This window comes from Bacteroides faecium (assembly GCF_012113595.1).
GTDB lineage: Bacteria > Bacteroidota > Bacteroidia > Bacteroidales > Bacteroidaceae > Bacteroides > Bacteroides faecium.
On record NZ_CP050831.1, the window covers coordinates 5,957,697 to 5,983,409 of the forward strand.

A 25,713-nucleotide genomic window follows, 5' to 3' on the forward strand; every position below is an offset into this window, starting at 1 on the left:
AAGTATTTATTTCCAATCGGTTACAAGATAAGCATAGTGTTCATTTTCGGACACTATACGCAAAAACGAACGTTCGGGTTTATTCGCAATGGTTGGGAAGGCGTACGGTGAAACGAGTGCCTTTACCTACCTCGGAAGTCACGGAGATGGAGCCTTTCAGACGTTCGATGATAGTTTGGCAGATACTCAGCCCCAGTCCGGCTCCTTGCGTGAAGTTATCGACTTTATAGAACCGTTCGAAGATATGCCGGATGCCCTCTTCTGAAATGCCGACACCTGTATCTTCTACAAAGATACGGGTATATCCGGGGACTTCATCTTCTTCATAGCCGAAAGTGATAAACCCGCTGCTCGTAAACTTGGCAGCGTTATTAATCAGGTTATTGACTACTTGCTGCAGGCGGACATTATCTGTTTTCAGATATTTCTTGTCGCTTTCGGGCATACGCAATACCAGTTCTACGCCCGATGGCATATTCAGCCTTTGCGAATCATGGACAGTCTTTAAAAGTAAAGGCAGGTTGTGGTCTGCAAACATAAATTCCATCGTGCCGGACTCGATACGGGACAAGTCAAGAATGTCGTTTATCAATGCCAGCAGCAGTCCACAGTTCTTGTTAATAGTCGCTATAAACTGGGCGATTTCTTCTTCCGTGAAGCCGCTTGTATCACTCAACAAGTCGGAGAAGCCTACAATGGCATTCAACGGAGTACGAATCTCGTGGCTCATATTGGCGAGGAAAGCGGATTTCAGTTTATCTGCCTGGAGAGCTTTATCGCGCGCTTCCCTCATTTCCTGTTCGGCTGTCTTATATCGCTGGATGCTTTGACACACACCCAATATGCCGTACAGTGAATCCTGCGTCAGACCGCTGATAGCTGAAGAACGGTATTCCCACCACTCGTATTCGCCATTCGCATTGCGTTGGCGGAAACTCAGACGGGGATTCTTATTCTCTCCTGTCAATGCCTTGTCAAATTGCGGAATGATTTCCTTCAAATCGTCCGGATGAATCGTACGGTTCATTTCTTCACGGGTGATGGTAGTGACTGATTCGTCATATCCCATCTGCACAAGGAAACCTTGCGGGAAAATAAAGCAATTGGTTTTCATGTCAAACTGCCACGGGTATATGGAACTTTCATCCAGTGCCATATCAAAGAAACGTTTCTGCATTTCTTCATCCGAGATGTTACGTGCGGAAAGAGCCATGCCCGTAATTCCCCCTTTCGAATGAATCGGAACGATTTCTCCAGATACCGGGAAGTAATTCTCACTGTGCACTTCTTTCATAAAAGAGCCTTGTGGTATCTGTACGCTCTCTCCCGTACGGGCTACCTGTTTCAGCATTTTATGAAGAATATTTTGCCCTTCATGATAGATATTGAAAATACTGCCTGCCATCATGCCTTCATAAAAACGTCCGCCCGACTCGTACGGCAGATGGAGCATCCTCAATAAAGAACGGTTCGTGAAATGGATATGCAGGTCTGTATCATACGTTATCACGCCATCGCGGATGGAGTGGAAGACATTGTCAAACTCATTGCGCTGTTCTACCAGTTTGTTCTGTACGAGCAGGCGGGTCTGGGCTTGCACACGTCGTTTGGATTCGCGACGGTTGGCACGCATCAGCCATACGATAGATGCTATCAATAAAGCCAGGATGGACGGATAGAGAAGAATGAAGAGGAATTTGTATCTCTCCCAATAGGGTTCGTTGACAATGATTCCGCCGGCGGCAGTCGCTTTATCGGGGTCGACGTGGAAAAATTCCAGTTGCTTGTAGTCGTATATAAATCCCTGTTCGGCTTCTGTCACTCCGATACTCAGTGGAGAAGTCCCTTTCAATACCTGTGAAGCTCTTTGACCTGCCATAAACGCGGAAGCATAGGCATCGCTGTCATAGGCGCAAAAGACACCGTTGGTCAGTCCCACAGTCTGGGTTGAGAACACCGGAGCTTTGGAGTTTTTGCCTACGAACGAAAGGAAAGGCGACCATTTTGGAGCAATCACAATGCGCCCGTAGCTATTGCGCGGATAACAAATTGCCGCAATAATGTGACTGGTGGTATGATTCTGAGTATTATAAATTTTCATATTATAATCCGGGTTATCCTGTTGGAAGATTTCCCACTCTTCTTCAAAGTCATCGCGACCTTTGTTACTCAGAAAACTATTATCTATCACGCAAACGACATCTTTTCGCTGGGGAAATATCTTTTGCGCATGACGCAGGATGACATCAAAATCGGGATTGGCCGTGAATCCGCAGACATTGGGGTGAGCTGCAAGCAGTTTTGCGTCAGGATACTTGATACCGAAAAAGACAACCGGAACCTGCAATGGCAACGAGTCTCCACATGCGAAAAGTGTATAGAAAGCCTCATCGCTCGCCGTTACAATCAAGTCCGTCCGACGCTCACGGGCACGTTCGCAAAAACGGCGCATGATTACTTTCTCCGAATTAAATGCCCAGAAGTCAGCGTCCAGATATTCTGTCGTAATATTCACCTTCACCCCGCTCTCTCTGAATCCTTTCACCAAACCTTGATTAAGGTCACTGTGCCAAGGAGTCTGAGAAGTATATGACTGGATGAAGAGTATATTGAATGTACTTTCCGAAGCTGCCGCCCGAACGAGGACAGCTAAAAAGAGAACTACAAACAAACAGTAATATCGTCTATTCATAAGCAAAAGCCTGCATTGTTTTCAGTATTATGCGCACAAAGATAAGTTATTATATTGAAAACAATGCAAATAGCCTTATTTTTTTATTCCTCGCGCAATGCTTCTGCCGGCTGTATGCGGATTGCCTGACGGGCAGGAAACCAAATACCGGCCAGTATCATCACAGCCATCAGGAAATAAGTTACGACAAACGTTATAAGGAAACGGGGAACTCCCCATTCCATATATCCGTCAGTTAAATCCAGGTAGCCTATGTTATAGCAAATCATGGCAGCAGGCAAAGCAGCCAAAGTAAGCAGTAACAGTCCTTCTTTATTCAGACGCCCCCAAAGTTGCATCCGGCTGGAGCCGACCGCCACACGAAGAGCCAACTCGGAACGGCGATGTTGCGTGCGGAACCAGAATGTACCGACAATCCCCAACAGGATATTCAGCAACAGAAAGCCCATCATCCAGAAACGAACCTGTACCTGATTGTAATTACCCTGTTGAAAGTCATTCCGTATATTCTCATAGTCATGTACTTTCAGAATGAACAGATTGCCAACACTCAACTGGCTGGCTGACAGATTCATCAAATGTTCCGGAAAGTCTTTACTAGTACCCGGCTTCACCCGCAGGCAAACTTCCACACTGGAAGGGTAAAAGTCATCATCCAGTTCAACTATCACCTTTTCCATGAAAGCCCTAGCTATATAAATATCGCTATAATTAGGCCAAAAATCGTTATAACGCACTTTGGTTGATACACCGCCTATCTTATAGACTTGGGTAGAATCATCCACATCCACCATTTCCTTGCCCAACAATGTGCGGTCACCCTTATAATCATCAGGCCAAAAATTCTCACTGACTACCACATTCCCGTTTTTCAAAGCCTGTACCAACGGTTCATAGCCACGACCATCCGCACTTTGATAACGGAATACCTGTAAAAATTCAGGAGTCATCGTACGTCGCAACGGAGTACGGACAATAGTATCAATACGCAATATACTACCGGAATTACTTCCGATATAAGGACGTGCATTATTGGATACGGAAACTGCTTCCACTTCCGGCAATCGTTGAAGACGGTTTGCCAGTTCAGTAATGTCCTGCCCCAACGTGGTATTCTTTTTATCTTTAGGGATATAGGAGTTGCTCTTGTTATTTTTCAGGCTAAGCTCCAGATAGTAGGTATCGGTAATATCAAACCCTACCGGTTCATAATAGGTACGGGCGGTCACATATGTCCAGTCGACTACATACCACAGGACAACAAAAACAAGTAATAACTCTGCCCACAACCATCCGTTCGACCGGCGTTCGTTCCATATTTGTTTTAATAGCTGCATCTTCTTTTCAATTTATTAGTTGACTGTTCGGGTTATCTCTCATTTATGGCATCTACAATATTGGTACGGGTGATTCTCCATGCCGGAATAGCCGCACTGAGCAAGTTGAGCAGGAAGCAGGCTAGGAATGCCAACAGGAATACGACAGGGTCAAACAAGAGGTCGACGCACATCGTCCGCAAATCGTTCACCCCATCGGATACGAAGTCTACGGAGAACAACATTCCCCCGAGAAGGAAAGCGGCAATGTAGCTCAATAATAATCCGAAGATACCACCAAAAAGCGAATAAAGCATGTTTTCGGAAAGCACTTGCATCATTAATTCTCTTCTTGGGGCACCGAAGGCTTTCCGCACTCCTATTTCGGAGAGACGTTTGCGCATACGTGATAAAGTGAGGCCGGACAGGTTGACCGCAGGGACAATCAGAAGTACAAGTAATGTTATTATATATTGCCGGACGGCTTGTTTCACTGCCGGGGGATTATTAGCAGAATATCGTTGTGAAGCAACGAAATACGTGTCGGGTTGTCCACGATAAAGCAAATCGAAATTAGGATGTCCTGCCATAAATACTGCCCTCAGGCGGTCTGCTTCATTGCGAATAGCCGGAAAGTCTTTTTCTGATTTGGCTAATATGAAAACAGAAACCATTCCCATAATATTTTCATCTCCCCAGGTTGTGGTGAAAGCATTCGTCGAACTTAAAGGAATCCAGACTTGCGCATAAGCGTATCGTGCCAATTTGGATACCGGGCGCACTACTCCGCTTATCAAGTAAGCAGAATGGTTCAGCAAGAACGTCTTTCCTACGACTTCCGACGTTCCGAACAACCGACGCGCCATATCTTCGGATATAACGGCTTTCGCTGCTCCGGCATCAAAATCGGCATTATCATACGGCTTACCGGAGAGAAAATCAAATTCAAATACTTTCCAAAAAGCATCATCCGTTTGCAGTACGCTGCAACTTTCCATTTCGCCTGCCGGTTTGGCAGCCAACATCGTTTCCTGGAAAGAATTGGTGATGGACACCGCTTCGGGCACGGTCATCTCTTTGAAACAGGCCTTTGCCGTGTTATATCCGATAGGGCCGTTGCTCTGCCAGTTTACGTTTGATTTATTCTGGAGCCCGGCATAACGGAAGACAAGCATACGGTCACGATGAGTCTCCGGTGCAAAAGGGGCAATGGTCGCACGCAAAGTGATTACAATCACCATTATCATGGCAATAGCCAATGCCGTGCCGATGATGGAGATAGAAGAAAGCAGTTTATTTTCTTTCAGCAGTTGGAATGCCTGCTTGAAGTAGAGTTTTATCATTATCGTATCATTATAACGTTCAATCTATTTTTATTCATCTTTCAATGATAACCAGAACTGTACCTGCAATATTCTACAAAGAGATTTATCGCACCTGCCGTCCGTCAAAGAAACGGATGGTACGGGATGTCTGCTTCGCCTGTTCTTCATTATGAGTCACCATTACGATGGTACGCCCGTCTTCTTTGTTCAGACGATGGAGAAGTTCCATGACTTCGGCTCCCATTCTGGAGTCCAGATTACCTGTCGGCTCATCGGCAAGAATTATTTCCGGATTACCGATGATGGCACGGGCAATAGCTACGCGCTGGCACTGACCACCGGAAAGCTGTGTGGGGAAATGATTCATGCGGTGGCTTAATCCCACCTTCTCCAGCACTTCCTGTGCCAGCCGTTTGCGTTCGCTGTTACCGACACGGCGATAGAGCAGCGGCAGTTCCACATTATCCATTACATTCAGCGAATTTATCAGATGGAAAGACTGAAAAACGAAACCAAGTGTCTTGTTACGGAAAGCTGCCAGTTCCTTGTCCTTCATCCCTTGGGTGCGGATTCCGTTTATTTCTATCGTTCCCATTGTAGGCGCGTCGAGCAGTCCCATTATATTCAGCAAAGTAGATTTTCCACATCCTGAAGGCCCCATTATACTCAGAAATTCGCCACGCTCTACCGTCAGATTCACATTTTCCAACGCTACCGTTTCAATCTCGTCCGTACGGTAAATTTTGGAAAGAGAGTTCAGTGTTATCATAACTTCTTGTATTTAGCTTATTTAATCTTCAATTTATTCTTGTTCTTATATGCACTCATGTCGTTGACAACCACTTTATCACCCGGCTGCAAACCACTTATTACTTCTACATATTCAAAGTTGGAATCTCCCAGTTGTACTTTACGTTTTACCAGTTCGCTGTCCGAGTCGTAGACAAACAATTCGTATTCGCCGCGTCCCACATAATAAGAGCCATTAGCAATGCGCATCACATCTTCTTTCACAGCGTTCATCACATAGACATCTGTCTTCAAGCCCGAACGCAGACGGTGATGATTGTCCTCGTTCAACTGTACGCTGAAAGAGATGACTCCATTCTTTGAAAGGGGCGTCACACTGCTGACGGTTCCTTCCAGTTTGTCACTGCCTATCTTCACAACCGCCTTTCCACCTGCCGACACACGGTCGCCATACGTATCGGCAATCTCGCCTTCTACTTTAAAGTGACTTAAATCGGAGATAACAGCCACCTGCTCTCCTTGCGAAATCTGTGCGCCAATCTGATTATTAATATAGGTAAGGATTGCTTTGCGGGGAGAGCGGATTTGCGCGTCTTCAAAGGTACGTTTCATTTCCGCCAGACTCTTGCGGAAGATATTGAAATCAAGCTCCTGCACTTTCAGTTCGGCGGCGGCCACTTCCTGTTCATTCTTATATTGTTGTTGGAGTTGTTCGTATTCGAGCTGCGCGACATTATAGCTTAGTTCCGCCTGACGGACTTTATCCGTCGTTCCCGCTCCGAGACTGTCCAGATAGTGTTCGTTTCTTAGTTCCACTTTCATCCGGCTTAGTTTCATGGCCGAAACTTTAATCTGCATTGCCATATCGGAGAGCTTGGTCTGATTGTTGACACGAAGCTGGTCGAGCTTATACCGGCGCATTTTCTCTTCGTCCAAAAGTTTCTGATATTGCGTTTCCGTACTTTGAAGGTCGAGTTTCAGAATCGGAGTGCCGATGTCTACGCTATCGCCCCCTTTTTTATAGATTTCGAGGATACGGGAGTTAATAGGTGAATTGATAATCTCTTCAAAGGCAGGGACTACCTTTCCCGACGCGCTGACGCTGACTTCAATCACTCCTTTGTCAATAGTAGAGATAACAAGGTCTTTTTCTTCTACTCCCGCCCTCATCAAAGAAATGAGTACGCTGACAACAATAATTCCCGCCACTCCAATGAGCGAATAACGAATGATTTTCTTATTGCGTTCTTTCTGACGAACTTCTTTTGGAATTTCTCTGTCCATATCTGGTTGTTTATGATTTTATGATTTTATGATTCTATGATTTTATCATGTATTCATTTGGTATCTATTATACCAAATCTGTGCCAAAGTCATAAATCACTGATAAACAGAGGATAATTAAAAATACAGGGTGTCCGAAATCGAACACCCTGTACGAATTTACCGTCTAAGAACAAGACGGAGCCACATAAAGCGGACTTATATTTTTGTTTGTTTTGCTTGTTGCGTATATTTTGTTTGTTTCGTTATTCTGTTCTTATATTTGTTTTGTTTATTGCGGTTATCCCATTTATTTTGTTTGTTGCGGTTCTTGTATCAGGTCTTTCCCCAAGTGGGTAGTCGCTTCAACGGCTTCCCGGTCACGGATTTCTTTTGCCTTACGGGCATAGACAATCATACGCATGGACTGGTCATAAGTGAAATAATTCCATATCCAGTTGAGAAGAACAACTACCTTATTACGTACTCCAAGAATGGAACGCAGATGAACGACCAGCCACATTACCCAGGCAAACCACCCCTGCATCTTCACCTTACTGAATTCCGCAACGGCACGGTTACGTCCCACCGTTGCCATCGAACCCAGATTACGGTAATGGAAAGGCTTCATCTCCTGTCCTTTTTCAAGGCGTATCAAGTTCTTTGCCAACAGTTCGCCTTGCTGGATAGCGACTTGTGCCAGTTGAGGATGCCCGTTCGGATAACTTTCGTCGGACGACTGGACACATTGGTCGCCGATAGCAAACACATTGTTCATTCCTTCCACACGGTTGAAGGAATCGACTTTGATACGTCCGCCACGACCTATCAACGAAGCATCCATATTTCCGATAGTCACTCCGGTGACACCGCTCACCCATATAAAGGTACGCGTGGCAATCTCAGTGCCGTCCTCAAGTATGACTTTATGGTCACGGTAATCGGTCACACGCTTATTAAGAAGTATATTCACACCCATTTCACGAAGAAACTTTTCAGCATGAGCAGAAGAGTCTTCCGACATTCCTGCCAGCAACCTCGGCCCTGCTTCAATCAGGTAGATATGCATCAAGCTGCTGGGCATATCCGGATAATCATTCGGCAATACAAACTTTTTCATTTCGGAGAGTATTCCCGCCACTTCTATGCCGGTGGCGCCACCGCCCACAATTACAATGTTGAGTAATTCCTGTTGCTCCTGCTTGGTAGAGCAGGTAAGTGCCCGTTCCAGATTCGCCAAAAGAGCATTCCGCAGTCCCATCGCTTCCGAAACGTTCTTCATCGGCATGGCTTCCTCTTCGATATGCTTGTTGCCAAAGAAATTGGTGGTAGTGCCTGCTGCCAAAACCAGATAGTCATATTCAGCTTTCCCGATGGAAGTCTGAATCATATTCTTCTCCGGGAAAATGGCACGCACTTCAGCCATACGGAAATAGAAATCTTTCCGATGCTGGAAAATCTTGCGGAAGGGGAAAGAGATAGAAGTAGGTTCCATACCCGCCGAAGCTACTTGATAAATCAACGGGGGAAACTGATGATAATTGTTCTTATCAATCAAGACCACCTGAAAGCCTGACTTCTTTAACTTATTAGCTAACTTCAAGCCACCGAAACCACCGCCTACTATGACGACACGCTTCTTATCTACTTTTGCAATATTAAGACTCATACTATAATCATGTTTTACTGTAATAAGAACACATGAATGAGTCATTTAGTTTGCTCGTTGTGGCAAATCTTCAGAGAAAGACATCACAGCAGACTAGGGCGATGCGCCACAGCCTATCAGGAAGAGATGCTGCAGCCTATCAGAAAGATGCACCACAGCAAGCTAGTGAAAATGCAGGTCATCGTCTTATCGAAGGCGCAGGCGGTCACCCACTTCCGGAACGTAGTCACCGTCCTTGCGGTTCATCTTATACAGGTTCTTCAGACGGATACCATATTTCTGGGAGATGCCGTGCATGGAATCACCGTCTCTTACGATATATACGGTATGAGGTTTGGAAGCTTTCTTCTTTTTGGCTTTCAGATAGATGATATCTCCCGGCATTAATGTATATTCACGATGCAAGTCGTTATACTTCACGAGCTTTTTCCAGCTAATGTCCAGTTCCTTGCCTAAATCCTGGAAAGTATCCCCGCTACGGGCAACGATATAGGCTATGTCATTGGCTATGTAAATCTGGTGCGGATTCATCAGCCAGGGGTTCTTTCTCAACTTACGTTCCGAGTAAACGCCTTTGCGGTCGTATTTATACAGGTCGTAATCTTCGATAATCGTAATCAGGCGATTGGCATAGGAAGGGTCGGTGGCATAACCCGCTTTTTTCAGTCCGCGCGCCCAGCCTTTATAGTCGGTAATATCCAGTTTGAAAAGAAAAGCATAACGGGCGCCTCTTCTGAGGAAATCGGAATGGTCTTCGTAGGAGTCACGCGGATGCTTGTAGGCACGGAAACATTCGTTGCGCGCGTCATCGTCATGGCGAACCGTACGTCCCCGCCAGCTACTACCGCATTTGATACCGAAATGGTTGTTGCTTTTTCGTGCCAACTGGCTGTATCCCGCACCACTTTCCAGCAGTCCCTGCGCCAGCGTAATACTGGCGGGAATCTTATGAAGCTTCATTTGTTCGACAGCCAGGTCACTATACTTATTTATATATTCGGTATAACGGGCGTTCCGTTTCTGTGCTTGTACTCCTACGGCAAAAAAGAATACGATAGTTAAAAAGACAAGCCTATGTAATTTGTTCTCCATTTTAATTCAGATGTGGATTATAGGACACAAAAATCTGAAAAATAATTGGGATTATCAATCTCTTTCCTAACTTTGTAACATTAATTGTTAGAAACCAATACCTCAACGCGTATGAAAGACCTCATAATTACCGCAGTTATTAAAGTATATCAATATAATGAGTTGAATGAGGCCGACCGGGCACTTATGAAAACAGCCATGGATGCAACAGCACGCAGTTACGCCCCTTATTCCCGTTTCTCGGTAGGTGCAGCCGCACTGTTAGCTGACGGAACCGTAGTAACAGGAACGAATCAGGAAAATGCCGCCTATCCGTCGGGACTCTGCGCGGAACGCACGACTCTATTCTACGCCAATTCCCAATATCCCGACCAAGCGGTCGTTACCCTTGCCATTGCCGCAAGAACCGAAAAGGACTTTATAGACAACCCGATTCCGCCCTGTGGTGCTTGCCGCCAAGTGATTCTGGAAACGGAAAAACGATACGGACAACCCATTCGTATCCTGCTCTACGGTAAAGAATGTATTTACGAAATAAAAAGTATAGGCGATTTATTGCCACTGTCATTTGACGCATCAGCAATGGAGGATTAACTATGTTACAGCAATATCACACAAAACTGAAAGGAACGCTCGCGCTTACGGATTCATACCTGGCGGAGAAAGCATTGCAAAAGGAAAAAGGACTTTATAAGTTTATATGGGTACGCAACGGAAGTATCACGGTAGAGATAGACCATCAGGAAATGGTACTTGCCAAAGATGAAGTGATTTCACTGACCCACCTGCAACATCTCGAATTCAAATCAATCGACGGCGATTACCTGACTTTACTGTTTAACAGTAATTTCTACTGTATTTATGGTAACGACCATGAGGTATCATGCAGCGGCTTCCTCTTCAATGGTTCGTCCCATCTTATCCGTTTCACGCTGAATGAGAAAGAGCGCAGGGAACTGGATACCATCACCGCGGCATTAGAAAACGAATTCACCGTTTCCGACAGTTTGCAGGAAGAGATGCTGCGCATATTGCTGAAGAGGTTCATCATCCAGTGTACCCGGATTGCACGCCATCGCATGAATATTACTCGTGAAAAAGAATCCGGTTTCGAGATTGTACGCCAGTACTATAATCTCGTTGACGAACATTACCGGACGAAGAAGCAGGTGCAGGATTATGCCGACATGCTGCATAAGTCGCCCAAGACATTGTCGAATATCTTTTCGACTTGCAAACTGCCCTCTCCGCTCCGTGTGATTCACGAACGGGTGGAAGCGGAAGCCAAGCGCCTCTTGCTTTACAGCAACAAAAGCGCCAAGGAGATTGCCGATATTCTGGGATTCGAAGACCAGGCTTCTTTCAGCCGTTTCTTTAAAAATATGACCGGACAAAGCGCCGTACAGTTCAGAAATACGCAGGAAGGGAAGAATTGATAAGGGATACGGAAGTATTGCCATTTTGGGGGTATCGGAAAAGCACGACCTTTGCGGTGTAAGTTAAACCAATTAAAACCCTACAAAATGAAAGAGAAATTTATCGCTTTACTGACCTTCACTTCAAGTCTGAAAAGTTTTGGTATCAAGTTTATCCGTGTAGCTATCCTGGTGGTATTCGTATGGATAGGCGGATTGAAGTATTTCCATTATGAGGCCGACGGGATTGTACCGTTCGTTGCCAACAGCCCTTTCATGAGTTTCTTCTATGCAAAAGGTGCTCCCGAATATAAGGAACACAAAAACGCGGAAGGGGCTTTTGTTCCGGAAAATCGTGCATGGCATGAAGCAAACAATACTTATACGTTCTCTTATGGGCTGGGAGCTCTTATCATGAGTATCGGCATCCTGGTATTCCTTGGAATCTTCTCCTCGAAAGCAGGACTGGTAGGTGATACGCTGGCTATTATCATGACGCTCGGTACACTCTCCTTCCTCGTCACAACACCCGAAGTATGGGTTCCTAATTTAGGAAGTGGAGAATTCGGCTTCCCGCTATTGTCAGGCGCGGGGCGGTTGGTGATTAAGGATATTGTTATCCTTGCCGGTGCCGTAGTGCTTCTGTCCGACTCGTCACAACGCGTACTCAAAACACTTAAAAAAGACTAATCACACTACTGTAGAGGGTTCTGACTTCTTGGAGCTACGGAACAAATCGTATTTTCAGACTGTTATATAGTCTAATACGAATCGTTAAACAAAGAAGTTATGAAACAATATGATGCAATTATTATAGGGTTCGGCAAGGCAGGAAAAACACTGGCTGCCGAACTTTCAAACAGAGGATGGCAGGTTGCCGTCATCGAACGCTCCGATATGATGTATGGGGGCTCTTGTCCGAACATTGCTTGTATCCCTACAAAGACGCTGATACATGAAGCCGGGATTTCTTCCCTGCTGTACCACGAGGATTTCCCGAAACAGGCAAATATGTATAAACAGGCTGTCGCCCGTAAAAACCGTCTGACCTCTTTTCTCAGAGGAAACAATTACGAAAGATTAAGCAAGCGCCCGAATGTGACTGTCTACACAGGGACAGCTTCCTTTATATCTGCCAATACCCTGAAAGTGGCACTCCCTGACGGGGATATTGAACTGCAAGGGAAAGAAATTTTTATCAATACCGGTTCCACTCCTATTATTCCGGCAATCGACGGGCTCAAGGAAAGCCAGCATGTGTACACCAGTGCCACACTTTTGGATATGAACGTCCTGCCTAAACATTTGATTATCGTCGGTGGCGGGTATATCGGACTGGAATTTGCTTCGATGTATGCCGGATTCGGCAGTAAAGTGACTATCCTCGAAAGCGGCAACCGGTTCATGCCTCGCAACGACCAAGATATTGCCAAAAGCGTCAGAGAGGTGATGGAAAGGAAAGGGATAGAAATTCATCTCAATGCCCGTGCACAATCTATCCATGATACGAATGACGGCGTGACACTGACTTATTCGGATGTGTCCGACGGTACTCCTTACTTTGTGGACGGTGACGCTATCCTCATCGCTACCGGACGGAAACCTATGATTGAAGGATTGAACCTGCAAGCGGCAGGCGTGGAAGTGGATGCGCACGGGGCTATCGTGGTAAACGACCAGTTACGCACTACCGCCCCTCATGTATGGGCAATGGGCGACGTGAAGGGCGGCCCGCAATTCACTTATCTTTCACTGGATGACTTCCGGATTATCCGCGACCAGCTCTTCGGAGATAAAAAACGGGATATAGGCGACCGCGACCCTGTTCAGTATGCAGTATTTATCGACCCGCCGCTGGCTCACATTGGGCTCACTGAAGAAGAAGCACTGAAAAGAGGTTATTCCTTTAAGGTTTCCCGCTTACCGGCCACTTCCGTAGTCCGTTCGCGCACATTGCAACAGACGGACGGTATGCTGAAAGCTATTGTGAACAGCCACAGCGGAAAGATTATGGGATGCACGCTGTTTTGTGCCGATGCCCCGGAAATAATAAATATCGTAGCTTTGGCTATGAAGACAGGGCAAGAGGCTGCTTTTCTACGCGATTTCATCTTTACTCATCCGAGTATGAGTGAGGGATTAAATCAACTATTTGATGTATAAAGGATAACATAGTAAAGGATAAAGGCTTTCAGCGATTTCGTTGAAAGCCTTATTTCTGTGTGGAAAGGTATAGTTCTATGAGCCAATCTATTAGTAACAAACTTCATGTTGCTTACTGGCAAACTTGTTTTGGATTAGTACCAAACTTTTCATGCACTAATGATAAACTATAAACGAAGCTTTTGTTTTTATAAATGAAAGTTCCGTTTTTATAAATGAAAGCTTTGTTTTTATAAACGCAAGTTTCGTTTATAGATTGCGATTAACACAAAACAACTTTACTTCCTAATAACCAGAACTTTCCTATTAATCGAAAGAAACTTTTCTCTTAATGTTCTGTACATGATTTGCAGTAGATTTGAAAAGCTACAATATAGGAATAGAAGAATTACCAGCTTCGTGTTAGCCATAAAGTCTGCAAACCGAACAAGTAGAATTTGCAAATCAAAAACAGAGCCTGCAAACTAAGCAAATAAAGGTTCTGAATTAAGCAAACAGAGCCTCTGAATAAGATAAATAGAGGCTCTGATTTGAGTAAATAGAGGCTCTGAAAAAAACATTTCTGCCGAAATAGCATGGGATTCTGCCGGAAAGTGTTATCTTTGCGACCAAGTTAAACTATATACTTACCGCAATGAGAATTTCCAAGTAAGACAACACTTCTAAGTAAACATCACTTTTCATCTATGCTTTTGACGTATCGTTAAGCATCACGAAATTCGTGTTGTTTAGCCAGTATTGTGTTTGTCGCTCCCTTCCCCGTGATTATCTTTCACTATTTCTTTCACTTCAAATCCAATAGACAATCATGCCTATAAGTATTCAACAAATCAGCTATATCCATCCGGATAAAGAGGTATTATTCAGTGACCTCAACTTTGCCATCAGTAAGGGGCAGAAACTGGGACTGGTCGGCAATAACGGCTGTGGCAAATCTACCCTGCTGCAAATTATCGCCGGGCAACTATCACCGTCTTCCGGTGTTATCGTCCGCCCGGACGACCTTTATTACATTCCGCAACATTTCGGACAATACGATTCATTAACTATCGCCCAAGCCTTGCAGATAGACAGCAAGCGACAAGCCTTGCACGCTATTTTGGCGGGAGATGCCTCAACGGAAAATTTCACGCTACTGGATGATGACTGGAATATCGAAGAACGCTCCGTCGCCGCTCTTGACGCGTGGGGATTAGGGCAGTTTCCTCTATCCTACCCGATGCATCTGCTCAGTGGCGGAGAAAAGACCCGTGTCTTTCTAGCGGGTATGGATATTCATCATCCATCTGTCATTCTCATGGATGAGCCTACGAACCATCTCGACTCTTCGGGCAGGGAACGTTTGTATGATTGGGTAGAGAAATGGCGCTCAACATTGTTGATAGTGAGCCATGACCGCACTTTACTCAATCTCCTTCCCGAAATTTGTGAATTGGAGAAACACCAAATCACGTATTATGGTGGGAACTACGAATTCTACAAAGAACAGAAAGCCCTGATGCAGGAAGCTTTACAGCAGCGTATCGAAGAAAAAGAGAAAGCATTGCGGATAGCCCGCAAGGTAGCCCGTGAAACGGCCGAACGAAGAGATAAGCAAAATGTGCGTGGCGAAAAAGCCAATATTAAAAAAGGTGTTCCGCGCATCGTACTAAATGCATTGCAGGGAAAATCGGAGAAAAGTACCAGCAAGCTAAACGGTGTTCATCAGGAGAAAGCCGAAAAACTGACCGATGAACGCAACCAGCTTCGTGGTTCACTCTCTCCAACGGCTGCGCTAAAGACTGATTTCAACAGTTCTTCCCTGCACAACGGGAAAACGTTAGTTACAGCGAAAGACATTAATTTCTGTTATTATCCTAACTTGAACGATAATGATAGTCAAAAAGAGATTGAGAATCAAAAAGAGAATAAGAATCCAAGTGAGAATGATACTTCCGACAGCAGCAACGGTAGCAACCTGCCAGCGCAACTGCTTTGGCAAACTCCCATCAGCTTTCAGCTAAAGAGCGGCGACCGTCTCCGCATAGAAGGAACCAACGGCAGCGGAAAGACCACTCTTCTGAAAATCATCACCGGACAACTCCAGCCACAGGAAGGAACACTCACACGGGCAGATTTCTCTTACGTCTATCTGAATCAGGAATACTCTATCATCGACGACCGGAACAGTATCCTTGAACAGGCTTACGCTTTCAACAGCCGGAACCTGCCGGAACACGAAATAAAGATTATTCTGAACCGTTACCTGTTTCCCGCTTCCGAATGGGACAAGTCCTGCCGGAAACTAAGCGGTGGTGAGAAGATGCGGCTCGCTTTCTGCTGCCTGATGATTAGTAATAATACACCGGATATGTTTATCCTGGACGAACCGACCAATAATCTGGATATACGGAGTATTGAAATCATCACCAATACCATCAAGAACTACACGGGTACAGTAATTGCAATTTCCCATGACAGCTATTTCATACGTGAAATTGGTATCGAGCAACATATTGTATTAAGTTAATCCACCAATATTTTATCCGCGAAAGTCTCCAATATCTATACAGTTTTTTATAACTTCGCAGCGCAAAGAAAAGAATGAGAATAAAATGAGTGAAACAACGCAATCATGGTGGTTTGTCTTTTATAAAGACCAGCTATTGCTCGAAAAGAGAGGGAATGGCACATTTGCCCTTCCTTGCGGAGAAATTCCCCCTATTGTCATCAAAGAAAAAACAACCGTACACAATATCACTACGCTGGAAGGAAGAAATTGCAAGTCTTTCTCCCTCTCCTCGCCTGTCGAAGAATCGGCGCAATATGCAATGATTGGACTTCGTGCCTCTTATGAGTATCTCCCGCTGTCTCATTATCAGGCAGCAGGAAAAGCGTATGAGATTCTGCACTGGGACCGGAACAGCCGTTTTTGCTCCGCCTGCGGCACTCCTATAGAGCAGAAAGAGGACATCATGAAACGTTGCCCGAAATGCGGAAGGGAAGTATATCCGTCCATTTCAACCGCAGTTCTCGTCCTGGTGAGAAAAGAAGATTCACTGCTCCTGGTCCATGCCCGCAACTTTAAAGGAACGTTCAACAGTCTTGTTGCCGGATTTTTGGAAACCGGAGAGACACTAGAAGAATGTGTAGCGCGTGAAGTGAAAGAGGAAACCGGACTGGATGTGAAGAATATCACTTATTTCGGCAATCAGGCATGGCCTTATCCCAGCGGGTTGATGGTGGGTTTTATTGCAGATTATGCCGGTGGGGAAATCAAACTGCAAGAGGAAGAACTAAGCTCCGGAGATTTCTATACACGGGATAACCTGCCGGAACTTCCCCGAAAACTGAGCCTTGCACGGAAGATGATTGACTGGTGGCTGGAATCTCCTAACCAATAACCGGCCATGGAAAACATTATCAAAGGTATCCGCCAGTATTATCCGGTATCTGATAAATCGCTGGAAATACTTTTCAGCCGCATGGAAAAGTTGGAGCTTCCCAAAAAGCACTTGCTGATACACGGTGGTGTAGCAGACCGTCACGTCTATTTTATCGAAAAAGGTTTTTGCCGGTCATACTGTTTACGTGACGGGGAAGAAATCACTATCTGGTTTTCCCGCGAAGGCGATATCACCTTTGCCATGAAAGATTTGTATCACAATGAGCCCGGATACGAATATGTAGAATTGCTGGAAGATTGCGAATTGTATGCCATACGTATCGAAGACTTAAATCAGATTTATGAAACGAATATAGAGATTGCAAACTGGGGACGGGTTATCCATCAGGAGTGCCTGCTATATATGGATATGCATCATATCAACCGGCTCTACCTTCCGGCCAAGGAGCGTTACGAACAGCTCTTACATGAACAGCCCGATGTCATCCACCGCGCCCAACTGGGATATATCGCTTCTTTTCTTGGCATGACTCCCCAACATCTCAGCCGCCTACGTTCCGAAGCTTAAGTTCTTTTTTAATCTATGTGAATTTTTATCTCACAAGAAAACAGTACTTTTGCAGTCGAGTACAAAAAACTGATAAGTATCGTGATTAACACATTAACTTCTTTACGGATATTCTTTGCCTTGATGGTATTTGGGGCGCATTGCTATGTTATTGATTCAAGCTTCAACGCTCATTTCTTTAAAGAGGGATTTGTCGGAGTCAGTTTCTTTTTTGTGCTCAGCGGATTTATTATTGCTTACAACTATCAGGAGAAGCTACTGAAAAAGACTACCACACGACGAACTTTTTGGGTAGCACGCCTTGCGCGTATTTATCCCTTGCACCTACTGACATTATTAATTGCCGCATGCATAGGCGGATACGTGCAATATAGCGGCACGGCAGACTGGATAAAGCACTTTGTCGCTTCCACCTTTCTGTTACAACCGTTTTTCCCCTCTGCCGACTACTTTTTCTCATTCAACAGCCCCTCGTGGAGTTTGGGATGCGAACAGTTGTTTTACTTCTGCTTTCCTCTGGTTATTCCTTTCTTAAATAACAAGCGACATTTAGTTATCATTCTTTTTATTTGCCTTCTCTTTATGCTGGCAGGCATGTATCTGACCGGTGAGGAGCAAATCAAAGCATACTGGTATGTAAATCCCATTACCCGGCTGCCGGACTTTTTCGTAGGTGTTCTGCTTTACCAGTTCTACCGGTCATTGCGCAATAAAAAGATTTCTTATTCCACCAGCACATTATTAGAAACAGGAGCCATTGCATTATTTCTTCTGTTCTTCCTTTGCGCCGCAGACATTCCTAAAGTTTACCGTTATTCTTGTTATTACTGGTTGCCCGTTTCGCTCATCATTCTTATCTTCTCCTTACAAAAAGGGGGCATATCCCGGTTATTATCCAACCGTTTTTTAATCATAGGCGGAGAAATCAGTTATAGTTTCTACTTGATACATTTGTTTATCATACTCACGTACACAAAGATGACTGCTCTCTATCAATGGCAGTTACCATGGACAGTAAGTGTTCCCATTATTTTCTGTATCACCATTATACTCAGCCTGCTTTCTTATTATTACTTTGAAAAGCCTGCCAACAAATGGGTAAAACGAATATTCACTAAAAAAACAATCATAAACCAACCTCATGGAATTATCAACAAAAACACCACGAATTGAAGTAGTAGATGCCCTCAGAGGCTTTGCCGTCATGGCTATCCTCTTGGTACATAACCTTGAGCATTTCATTTTTCCCGTCTATCCGGAAAGTTCGCCCGAATGGCTCACCATTTTGGATGCCGGGGTATTTAATGCGACATTCTCACTGTTTGCGGGAAAATCTTACGCTATCTTCGCCCTGCTTTTCGGATTCACTTTCTATATCCAGTCGCACAACCAGCAGTTGAAAGGAAAAGACTTCGGCTATCGTTTTTTATGGAGAATGGTATTACTGGCAGGCTTTGCTACTCTTAACGCTGCCTTTTTCCCGGCAGGTGATGTCTTGCTTTTGTTTGTTGTAGTCGGCATCGTACTGTTTATCGTACGCAAATGGAGCGATAAGGCTATTTTAATCACTGCTATCCTGTTCTCGCTGCAACCTATTGAATGGTTCCACTACATTATGAGCCTTTTCAACCCTGCCTATACCCTGCCCGACTTAAATGTCGGAGCGATGTATGCCGAAGTGGCTGCCTACACCAAAGACGGCAACTTCTGGGAGTTCCTGATAGGTAATGTCACTCTGGGGCAGAAGGCCAGCCTATTCTGGGCTATCGGCGCCGGACGTTTCTTACAGACTGCCGGACTTTTTCTGTTCGGTCTGTATATCGGACGCAAACAGTTGTTCGTCACCACCGAATCTCATCTGAAATTCTGGGTAAAAGCGCTCATTATCGCTGCTATCAGCTTCGCTCCTCTTTACTCCTTGAAAGAGCAAATCATGCAGAGTGACAGCAGCCTTATCCAACAGACAGTAGGCACCGCTTTTGATATGTGGCAGAAATTCGCGTTCACCATCGTATTAATTTCTTCTTTCATTTTACTGTATCAGAAAGCCAAATTTCAAAAAGCCGTTTCCAGCCTGCGCTTTTACGGTAAGATGAGTCTGACAAACTATATTTCCCAGTCTATCCTGGGTGCTATTATCTATTTCCCATTCGGATTTTATCTGGCTCCTTATTGCGGATATACTCTAAGTTTGGTGATTGGTATCGTTCTTTGCATATTACAGGTTCAGTTCTGTAAATGGTGGCTGTCCAAACATAAACAAGGACCGTTGGAGACGATATGGCATAAATGGACTTGGATAGGAACTAAAAAATAATGGAAAGGCTCTTATAAAATAAAGAAAGCAGGCTACGAAATACACTCAAACTACAAACGAACAACTTATGAATATGAAACTGAACGTATCACTCTAAAGCATCAACAAAACATGTGTATCCGCAGCCTGCCTGTTGAAATTGAGATGATGCCAATAGAACAAGATTCTTCTAAGAATGATTAGAAAGTCGGCTTAAAGAATGCAAAGGAATTGAAAGAACTGTGCTTAATCGGGCCAAATGCTTGAAAAATGGGGAAATCAAGACTATCATATAGATAAAAAGAAGCGCCTCTATACTCTTCGGAAAGATTATAGAGGCGCTATTTTTATTATTGTCCTATTCTGAAACTATCAGAAGAAACAGAATCAGATGCCCAATGACTTCTTCACTGCTTCAATCTTTTCCATAGCGGCAGACTCAGCAGAAGCGAAACAGTTGCGGCATCCCATTTCACCTTGAACTTCCATATAGAACTTAATCTTAGGTTCTGTTCCGGAAGGACGGACTGAAACTTTACTGCCATCTTCTGTGAAATACTGAAGAACGTTTGATGATTCCGGCATATCGATTGCCGTTACATTTCCCTTGTCGTCTGTCTGCTTCAAAGTTTTGTAATCTTTGCTCAGGATTACTTTAGAGCCACCCAATTCTTTCGGTGGGTTAGCACGGAAGTTTTCCATCATGGCTTTGATTTCTTCAGCACCGCTCTTGCCCGGCTTCACAACGTTTACGGTGAATTCTTTAGAGAATCCGTATTCTACGTAAATATCAAGCAGTAATTGATACAGTGACTTGCCGTTATCTTTTGCCCATGCAGCAACTTCTGAAATCAAGCAGCAAGCTGATACAGCATCTTTATCGCGAACGAAGTCTTCGGCAAGGAATCCGTAGCTTTCTTCACCACCGCCGATATATTTCTGTTTGCCTTCACGCAGACGGATTTCACGTGCAATCCATTTGAAACCGGTATAGCAGTCGAGCATTTCGATATTATTCTTGTCGGCAATCTTCTTGATAAGTTCGGTAGTTACGATTGTCTTCACGCAGAACTCATTACCTTTAATCTTACCCAGTTGTTTGTATTGAGTCAGGATATAGTAAAGATACATCATACAAGTCTGGTTACCATTAATAAGCACCCATTCGCCTTTGTCATCCTTGCAGGCAATACCAACACGGTCAGCATCCGGGTCGGAAGCCATTACAAGTTCTGCATCAATTTCTTTAGCCAGGTTCACAGCCATAGAAAGAGCTTCCGCATTTTCCGGGTTCGGAGATACGACAGTCGGGAAGTTACCATCCTTAATCATCTGTTCGGGAACAGTGAATACGTTTTCAAATCCCCACATCTTCAATGCACGCGGAATCAACATCATACCTGTACCGTGAATCGGAGTATAAACGATTTTCATATCCTTGTGGCGGGCAATAGCTTCCGGGTCGATAGAAACGGTTTTCACCATATCCAAATAAACCTTGTCGATATCTTCACCGATAATCTGAATCAAATCCGGATTACCCTGGAATTTGATGTCGGCAGCAGAAGCAATAGCGTTTACTTCGTCGATAATGCCCTTATCATGCGGAGCCAATACTTGAGCTCCGTCATCCCAATATGCCTTGTAACCGTTGTATTCTTTCGGGTTGTGAGAAGCAGTCAGGATAATACCGCTCTGGCAACCGAGGTGACGGATAGCGAAAGACATTTCCGGGGTGGGACGCATATCATCGAACAGATATACTTTGATACCATTGGCAGAGAAGATATTAGCGGAAGTTTCTGCAAACAAGCGGCTGTTGTTACGGCAGTCGTGACCAACTACTACAGAAATCTGCGGCAGGTCTTTGAAGTTCTTTTTCAGATAGTTGGAAAGTCCCTGGGTAGCGGCACCTACCGTATAGATATTCATACGATTGCTACCTACACCCATGATACCGCGCAGACCACCCGTACCAAACTCCAGGTCTTTGTAGAATGCTTCAATTAGTTCGGTCTTATCGTCATTTTCCAACATACGTTTCACTTCAGCCTGAGTTTCGGCATCATAAGCCGGGGTCAGCCATTTTTCGGCTTTCTCAGTGACCTGTTTAATAAGTTCCTGATTTTCCATTTCGATTGTTATTTATATGGTTAATGAATTATTTACTGTTATATTCTTGAGCACACAAATGTAAAATAATAAGTTTATAATTCCTATTCTTTTAATTGAAATTTGAGAATTTAGAATTAAAAAACAGCATACTTAATACCTGATATCCGATACTCAATATCTATTCTTGAGGCACTTTATATCTGTCTCCGGTCTGTTTGACATATTCCTGCAAGAATTCCTTCGGATAACCAGGACGAAGCACTCCGGCAGGTTGTCCGATAGAATTACGTTCGAATTGTCCGTCCTTCACACGTTTCACTACTCCATCGTTATACTTCACAATCAAGAAAGTACCCAGTTGCTTCCATGTATCGAAAGTACTCTGTGCGGTCATGTTGGTATAGTTTGTCAGGAAATCAATTGCAGCGTTCTTATCCTTCTCCAACAATTTGGCTGCCATTTCCTCAATGCCCTGCTGTGCGTTGTTGAAGGTAGTCTCCATCTCCTTCTGCGCTTCACGTACATCACCAATCATCAAATCATAACGCGGATAAACCATGTTGGATACCCAGTTGAAAATCCAGAAAGCTGAATTCCAGGAGAAAGTAATATAATCGGCTCCATCCACACGCGTATAGCAAACCGGCACTTTCGTAGCACAACAATAGACAGGAGTAAATACCGCCATATTCGCATCGTCCACGCCAAACCAAAGTACGCCGCCTATCGGGTCGGGCATATTAGCACGCATTTGTGCAACAAATACAAAGCCGCTTTGTTGAGTAGAAATAGGTCGTTCGTTGAAATATTCCTGGTCGCCTACCTTAAAGTTCAGAGGAGAGAGACGGTATGGAGTTTTGTAAGGCCCTGCCCCGAAATCATTAGAGATGTCGAGCGGAGTTCCTTCGTAATGGTCGCGCATCATATCTTTCACATCTTGTACGGACAACTTCTGTTTCGGTTTTACGAAAAGAGGCATCGGTGTATTGGATTTTCCTTCGATATAAGGAAGGTAATCTTTACCGTTATCAGTGTACTTATTGAAATAGCTCCATACACGGGCTTCGCAGAAACGACGCGCACCGAAATCAAGGGGCGCATAAGCAAGCGAGAAACTAAAATCCTTGTTCACTCCATTAAAGTATCCCCTTTCACGCGCGAAAGAAACAACGTCAGGAGAGTACATACAGTTTTCCTTGTCGTTCATGTCAAACTGATGGATGCGCGCCTGGTTGGCATGAGCCGAAATACAATCGTCCGGCACACGTACAGCCACCCAAACGGCTCCGCGGATACCGGGGCCTTTGCCAATCATTTCCATAATCCATATTTCGTTCGGGTCGGCAATGGTGAAAGATTCCCCTTCGCTATAATAGCCGTATTGCTGCACCAAGTCAGTCATTATCTTGATGGCTTCACGGGCAGTACGCGAACGTTGCAGTCCGATATAAATCAGGCTTCCATAGTCAATAATACCAGTAGAATCCGCCAATTCGGGACGTCCGCCGAAAGTCGTTTCACCAATCGTAACCTGATATTCGTTCATATTGCCGGTCACGTTGTAAGTCTGCCGTGCCTGTTCGATTTCTCCCAAGTATTTACCGGTATCCCATTCGTACACTTTCAGCATGGTTCCTTTCGGATAAGTGGCTGCCGGATAATGATACAGTTCTCCAAACAGCCCATACGAATCGGCAGAATAGGAAACGATGGTCGAACCGTCGGTAGAAGCATTCTTACCGACTATCAGATTGGTACAGGCGAAAGTATTCGCCACAGCCGCCATCAGTACGGCGGCACACAAAATCATTCTTTTCTTCATAATATTATATATGATTCACTTTTAATAATTACCAAACAAAAGTCTCACGGGATACAGTCTCATTTCCGCAATTATCGGTCACCGTAAATTCAACGGTATGTTTGCCGCCTTTCTTCACGTGTTTTGAATCAAGCTTGCACTCCCAATATGACTTCACAATATTAGGCCGCCCGAAAAGTGCGTACTTTCCGTCAATCATGCCCCGATAGGAAGCAATGCCGGCGCCTTCGTCTTTCAGCCGATAGACAATCTTTCCGTTTCTTCCCCACTGGTTCTTATTGATAGGGATGATTTCGGGCGGTATCGTATCCATGGCAACGGTGTAAGTCCCCAATTCACGGACAGATGTTTTCATGTAACCGTCCTCATACTTCCCGCCTACACTATATTTCCTGCCTTTCGGAGTCACACGGGCTACATAATACTTTGTTGTGTCGGCTACCGGCTTTCTGCGCAGACCGATACGAATCTCGCACCCCGCATGAAGCGGAACAGGTTTGTCATTTATCTGATAAGTAAATGCGACTGCCCCGCTATCGGCTTTCACCTGATAGTTAAGAGGAACATCGTCATACAACATTCCCTTCGGAACAACCAGGCTCAATCCCGGTTCTTGCAGATAATTTGTCTTATCCCAGGCAAAGAAGTATTTCTCCCGATGACTCAAAGGTTCAACCGGCTGCTTCCGTCCACGTACAGTAAAACTGTATTTGGAAGTATTCCCGAAAGCATCTTTTAAGGTATATAGAAACTGATAATCCCGTTCTTCGTCAATCGTCACCAAACCGCGATTACCATTCGATGCCTTCAACAGACGCAAAGTATTCCCCGGTTCAATAAAAGATTTCATGTATTGCCCGCACGTCCATGAGTTTATCATTCTGTTTTCTTCCTGAGAAAAGCGGTCTACCGTACTACGGAAAACCTCATTTCCATCTATCGTAAGAACAACCGAATACACTCCATAATGATTGCTGACCCCATCCATGTAATCATATGCCTTGATGCCCGTACCTATCACTCCCCATGCTTCCACCGGACTTTCCGCGTTCGGAAGAATTGTTTTGGTCTGCTGTTTTCCATCTACCACACCTTTACTCGGCTGCGGAAAAAACATAATACCATCAGCTTTGGGGGCACGCGTATCTTTTATCTTCGATTTGAAGAAAGGCATCGGGTCGATATAATCCCCCGATTCTGTTTCGAACACATCCAAATGCAGATGCGGACCGAACGAATAGCCTGTATTCCCGCTCCATGCTATCTGTTGACCGCCTTTCACCGGATATTCATCCGGTTCGGGAATAATCTCCACTTCCCAATTCTCATTTTCATATTGAAGTTTCTCCACCCTTTCGGCAATAGGGGAAATAAAACCGCTCAAGTGCCTGTTGATAGTAGAATAACCGTTATGATAACAAACATCAAGTACATATCCCGAACCATTGGTGACACGGATACGTGAAATATACCCATCGGCAAGGGCACGGACAGGTTTGCCGATAACTCCGCCTGTTTTAAAATCCAATCCGCCATGAAAGTGGTTAGAGCGGATTTCTCCGAAGTTTCCGCTCAATGTAAGAGGAAAGTCAAAAGGTGGCACAAAGGTGGCTTGCTTCTTTTCTTGTCCACAAACTCCGACGCAACAAGCCAGCATCAAAGCAGTGATATATTGTTTTATCATTCCATTCACTATTTTACTCCCCGCAAATGTACACTATTCCAACTAAATTACGAAATATCCGGGCGGAATGATAGCCGGAGATACTAGTTAATATTTCTTTTTATTATTATATTCATTGCAAACCTGTACCAATTATGTTATTTATATTAGTACTTTTG

General features: G+C 44.5%; 19 protein-coding genes. 9 read left to right on the forward strand and 10 right to left on the reverse strand.

The genetic code is table 11. From position 1 onward, the window contains the following. Positions 1-79: 79 nt before the first annotated feature. The 7 genes from BacF7301_RS22650 to BacF7301_RS22680 all read right to left on the reverse strand — a co-directional run bounded on the left by BacF7301_RS22650 (position 80) and on the right by BacF7301_RS22680 (position 10,107). Complete coding sequence (locus tag BacF7301_RS22650) at positions 80-2,692, reverse strand: sensor histidine kinase (protein ID WP_167966388.1); 2,613 nt, start codon at positions 2,690-2,692, stop codon at positions 80-82. 83 nt (positions 2,693-2,775) lie between these two features. Then, the gene (locus BacF7301_RS22655; RefSeq protein WP_167966390.1) at positions 2,776-4,029 is read right to left on the reverse strand and encodes an ABC transporter permease; all 1,254 of its coding nucleotides are present in this window, start codon (positions 4,027-4,029) and stop codon (positions 2,776-2,778) included. Positions 4,030-4,061: 32 nt separating this feature from the next. Next, positions 4,062-5,351 (reverse strand): ABC transporter permease, encoded by a 1,290-nt coding sequence (locus BacF7301_RS22660; RefSeq protein WP_167966392.1) that lies wholly within the window; start codon positions 5,349-5,351, stop codon positions 4,062-4,064. Between the two features lie 85 nt (positions 5,352-5,436). Beyond that, the gene (locus BacF7301_RS22665; protein ID WP_167966394.1) at positions 5,437-6,102 is read right to left on the reverse strand and encodes an ABC transporter ATP-binding protein; all 666 of its coding nucleotides are present in this window, start codon (positions 6,100-6,102) and stop codon (positions 5,437-5,439) included. Between the two features lie 17 nt (positions 6,103-6,119). Then, positions 6,120-7,367, reverse strand: coding sequence for an efflux RND transporter periplasmic adaptor subunit (locus BacF7301_RS22670; protein WP_167966395.1), 1,248 nt, complete (start codon positions 7,365-7,367; stop codon positions 6,120-6,122). A gap of 289 nt (positions 7,368-7,656) precedes the next feature. Beyond that, positions 7,657-9,015: an NAD(P)/FAD-dependent oxidoreductase gene (locus BacF7301_RS22675; RefSeq protein WP_167966397.1), complete on the reverse strand. Its 1,359-nt coding sequence runs from the start codon at positions 9,013-9,015 to the stop codon at positions 7,657-7,659. A 186-nt stretch (positions 9,016-9,201) separates the two neighbouring features. Next, a complete protein-coding gene (locus BacF7301_RS22680) occupies positions 9,202-10,107 on the reverse strand; it encodes a glucosaminidase domain-containing protein (protein ID WP_167966399.1) in 906 nt (301 codons plus the stop codon). A gap of 111 nt (positions 10,108-10,218) precedes the next feature. Between BacF7301_RS22680 and cdd the strand changes: the two genes are divergently transcribed. The 9 genes from cdd (at position 10,219) to BacF7301_RS22725 (ending at position 19,955) form a co-directional block, all read left to right on the forward strand. After that, positions 10,219-10,701, forward strand: a complete 483-nt coding sequence (gene cdd, locus BacF7301_RS22685) for a cytidine deaminase (RefSeq protein WP_167966401.1) — start codon at positions 10,219-10,221, stop codon at positions 10,699-10,701. A 2-nt stretch (positions 10,702-10,703) separates the two neighbouring features. Continuing rightward, positions 10,704-11,543, forward strand: a complete 840-nt coding sequence (locus BacF7301_RS22690; RefSeq protein WP_167966403.1) for an AraC family transcriptional regulator — start codon at positions 10,704-10,706, stop codon at positions 11,541-11,543. 87 nt (positions 11,544-11,630) lie between these two features. Continuing rightward, positions 11,631-12,212, forward strand: a complete 582-nt coding sequence (locus tag BacF7301_RS22695) for a DUF417 family protein (protein ID WP_167966404.1) — start codon at positions 11,631-11,633, stop codon at positions 12,210-12,212. Positions 12,213-12,311: 99 nt separating this feature from the next. After that, complete coding sequence (locus tag BacF7301_RS22700; RefSeq protein WP_167966406.1) at positions 12,312-13,685, forward strand: FAD-dependent oxidoreductase; 1,374 nt, start codon at positions 12,312-12,314, stop codon at positions 13,683-13,685. A gap of 808 nt (positions 13,686-14,493) precedes the next feature. Next, on the forward strand, positions 14,494-16,194 hold the full coding sequence (locus tag BacF7301_RS22705; protein WP_167966408.1) for an ABC-F family ATP-binding cassette domain-containing protein: 1,701 nt from the start codon (positions 14,494-14,496) through the stop codon (positions 16,192-16,194). Between the two features lie 49 nt (positions 16,195-16,243). Continuing rightward, positions 16,244-17,068 carry an NAD(+) diphosphatase gene (nudC, locus tag BacF7301_RS22710; RefSeq protein ID WP_256380266.1) on the forward strand — a complete coding sequence of 275 codons (825 nt, stop codon included), beginning with the start codon at positions 16,244-16,246 and terminating at the stop codon, positions 17,066-17,068. Between the two features lie 6 nt (positions 17,069-17,074). Then, positions 17,075-17,638 carry a Crp/Fnr family transcriptional regulator gene (locus BacF7301_RS22715; RefSeq protein ID WP_167966412.1) on the forward strand — a complete coding sequence of 188 codons (564 nt, stop codon included), beginning with the start codon at positions 17,075-17,077 and terminating at the stop codon, positions 17,636-17,638. Positions 17,639-17,719: 81 nt separating this feature from the next. Then, positions 17,720-18,811: an acyltransferase family protein gene (locus BacF7301_RS22720; RefSeq protein ID WP_167966414.1), complete on the forward strand. Its 1,092-nt coding sequence runs from the start codon at positions 17,720-17,722 to the stop codon at positions 18,809-18,811. Next, complete coding sequence (locus BacF7301_RS22725; protein WP_167966416.1) at positions 18,780-19,955, forward strand: DUF418 domain-containing protein; 1,176 nt, start codon at positions 18,780-18,782, stop codon at positions 19,953-19,955. Before BacF7301_RS22720 ends, BacF7301_RS22725 begins: the two co-directional genes overlap by 32 nt. A 366-nt stretch (positions 19,956-20,321) precedes the next feature. Here the strand turns inward: BacF7301_RS22725 and BacF7301_RS22730 are convergent, their stop codons facing one another. The 3 genes from BacF7301_RS22730 to BacF7301_RS22740 all read right to left on the reverse strand — a co-directional run bounded on the left by BacF7301_RS22730 (position 20,322) and on the right by BacF7301_RS22740 (position 25,555). Further along, a complete protein-coding gene (locus BacF7301_RS22730) occupies positions 20,322-22,067 on the reverse strand; it encodes a phospho-sugar mutase (protein ID WP_167966418.1) in 1,746 nt (581 codons plus the stop codon). 160 nt (positions 22,068-22,227) lie between these two features. Further along, positions 22,228-23,871, reverse strand: coding sequence for a C69 family dipeptidase (locus tag BacF7301_RS22735; protein ID WP_167966420.1), 1,644 nt, complete (start codon positions 23,869-23,871; stop codon positions 22,228-22,230). Positions 23,872-23,899: 28 nt separating this feature from the next. After that, entirely contained in the window at positions 23,900-25,555 is a 1,656-nt protein-coding gene (locus BacF7301_RS22740) for a M23 family metallopeptidase (RefSeq protein WP_209319473.1), read from the reverse strand. Positions 25,556-25,713: the final 158 nt, after the last annotated feature.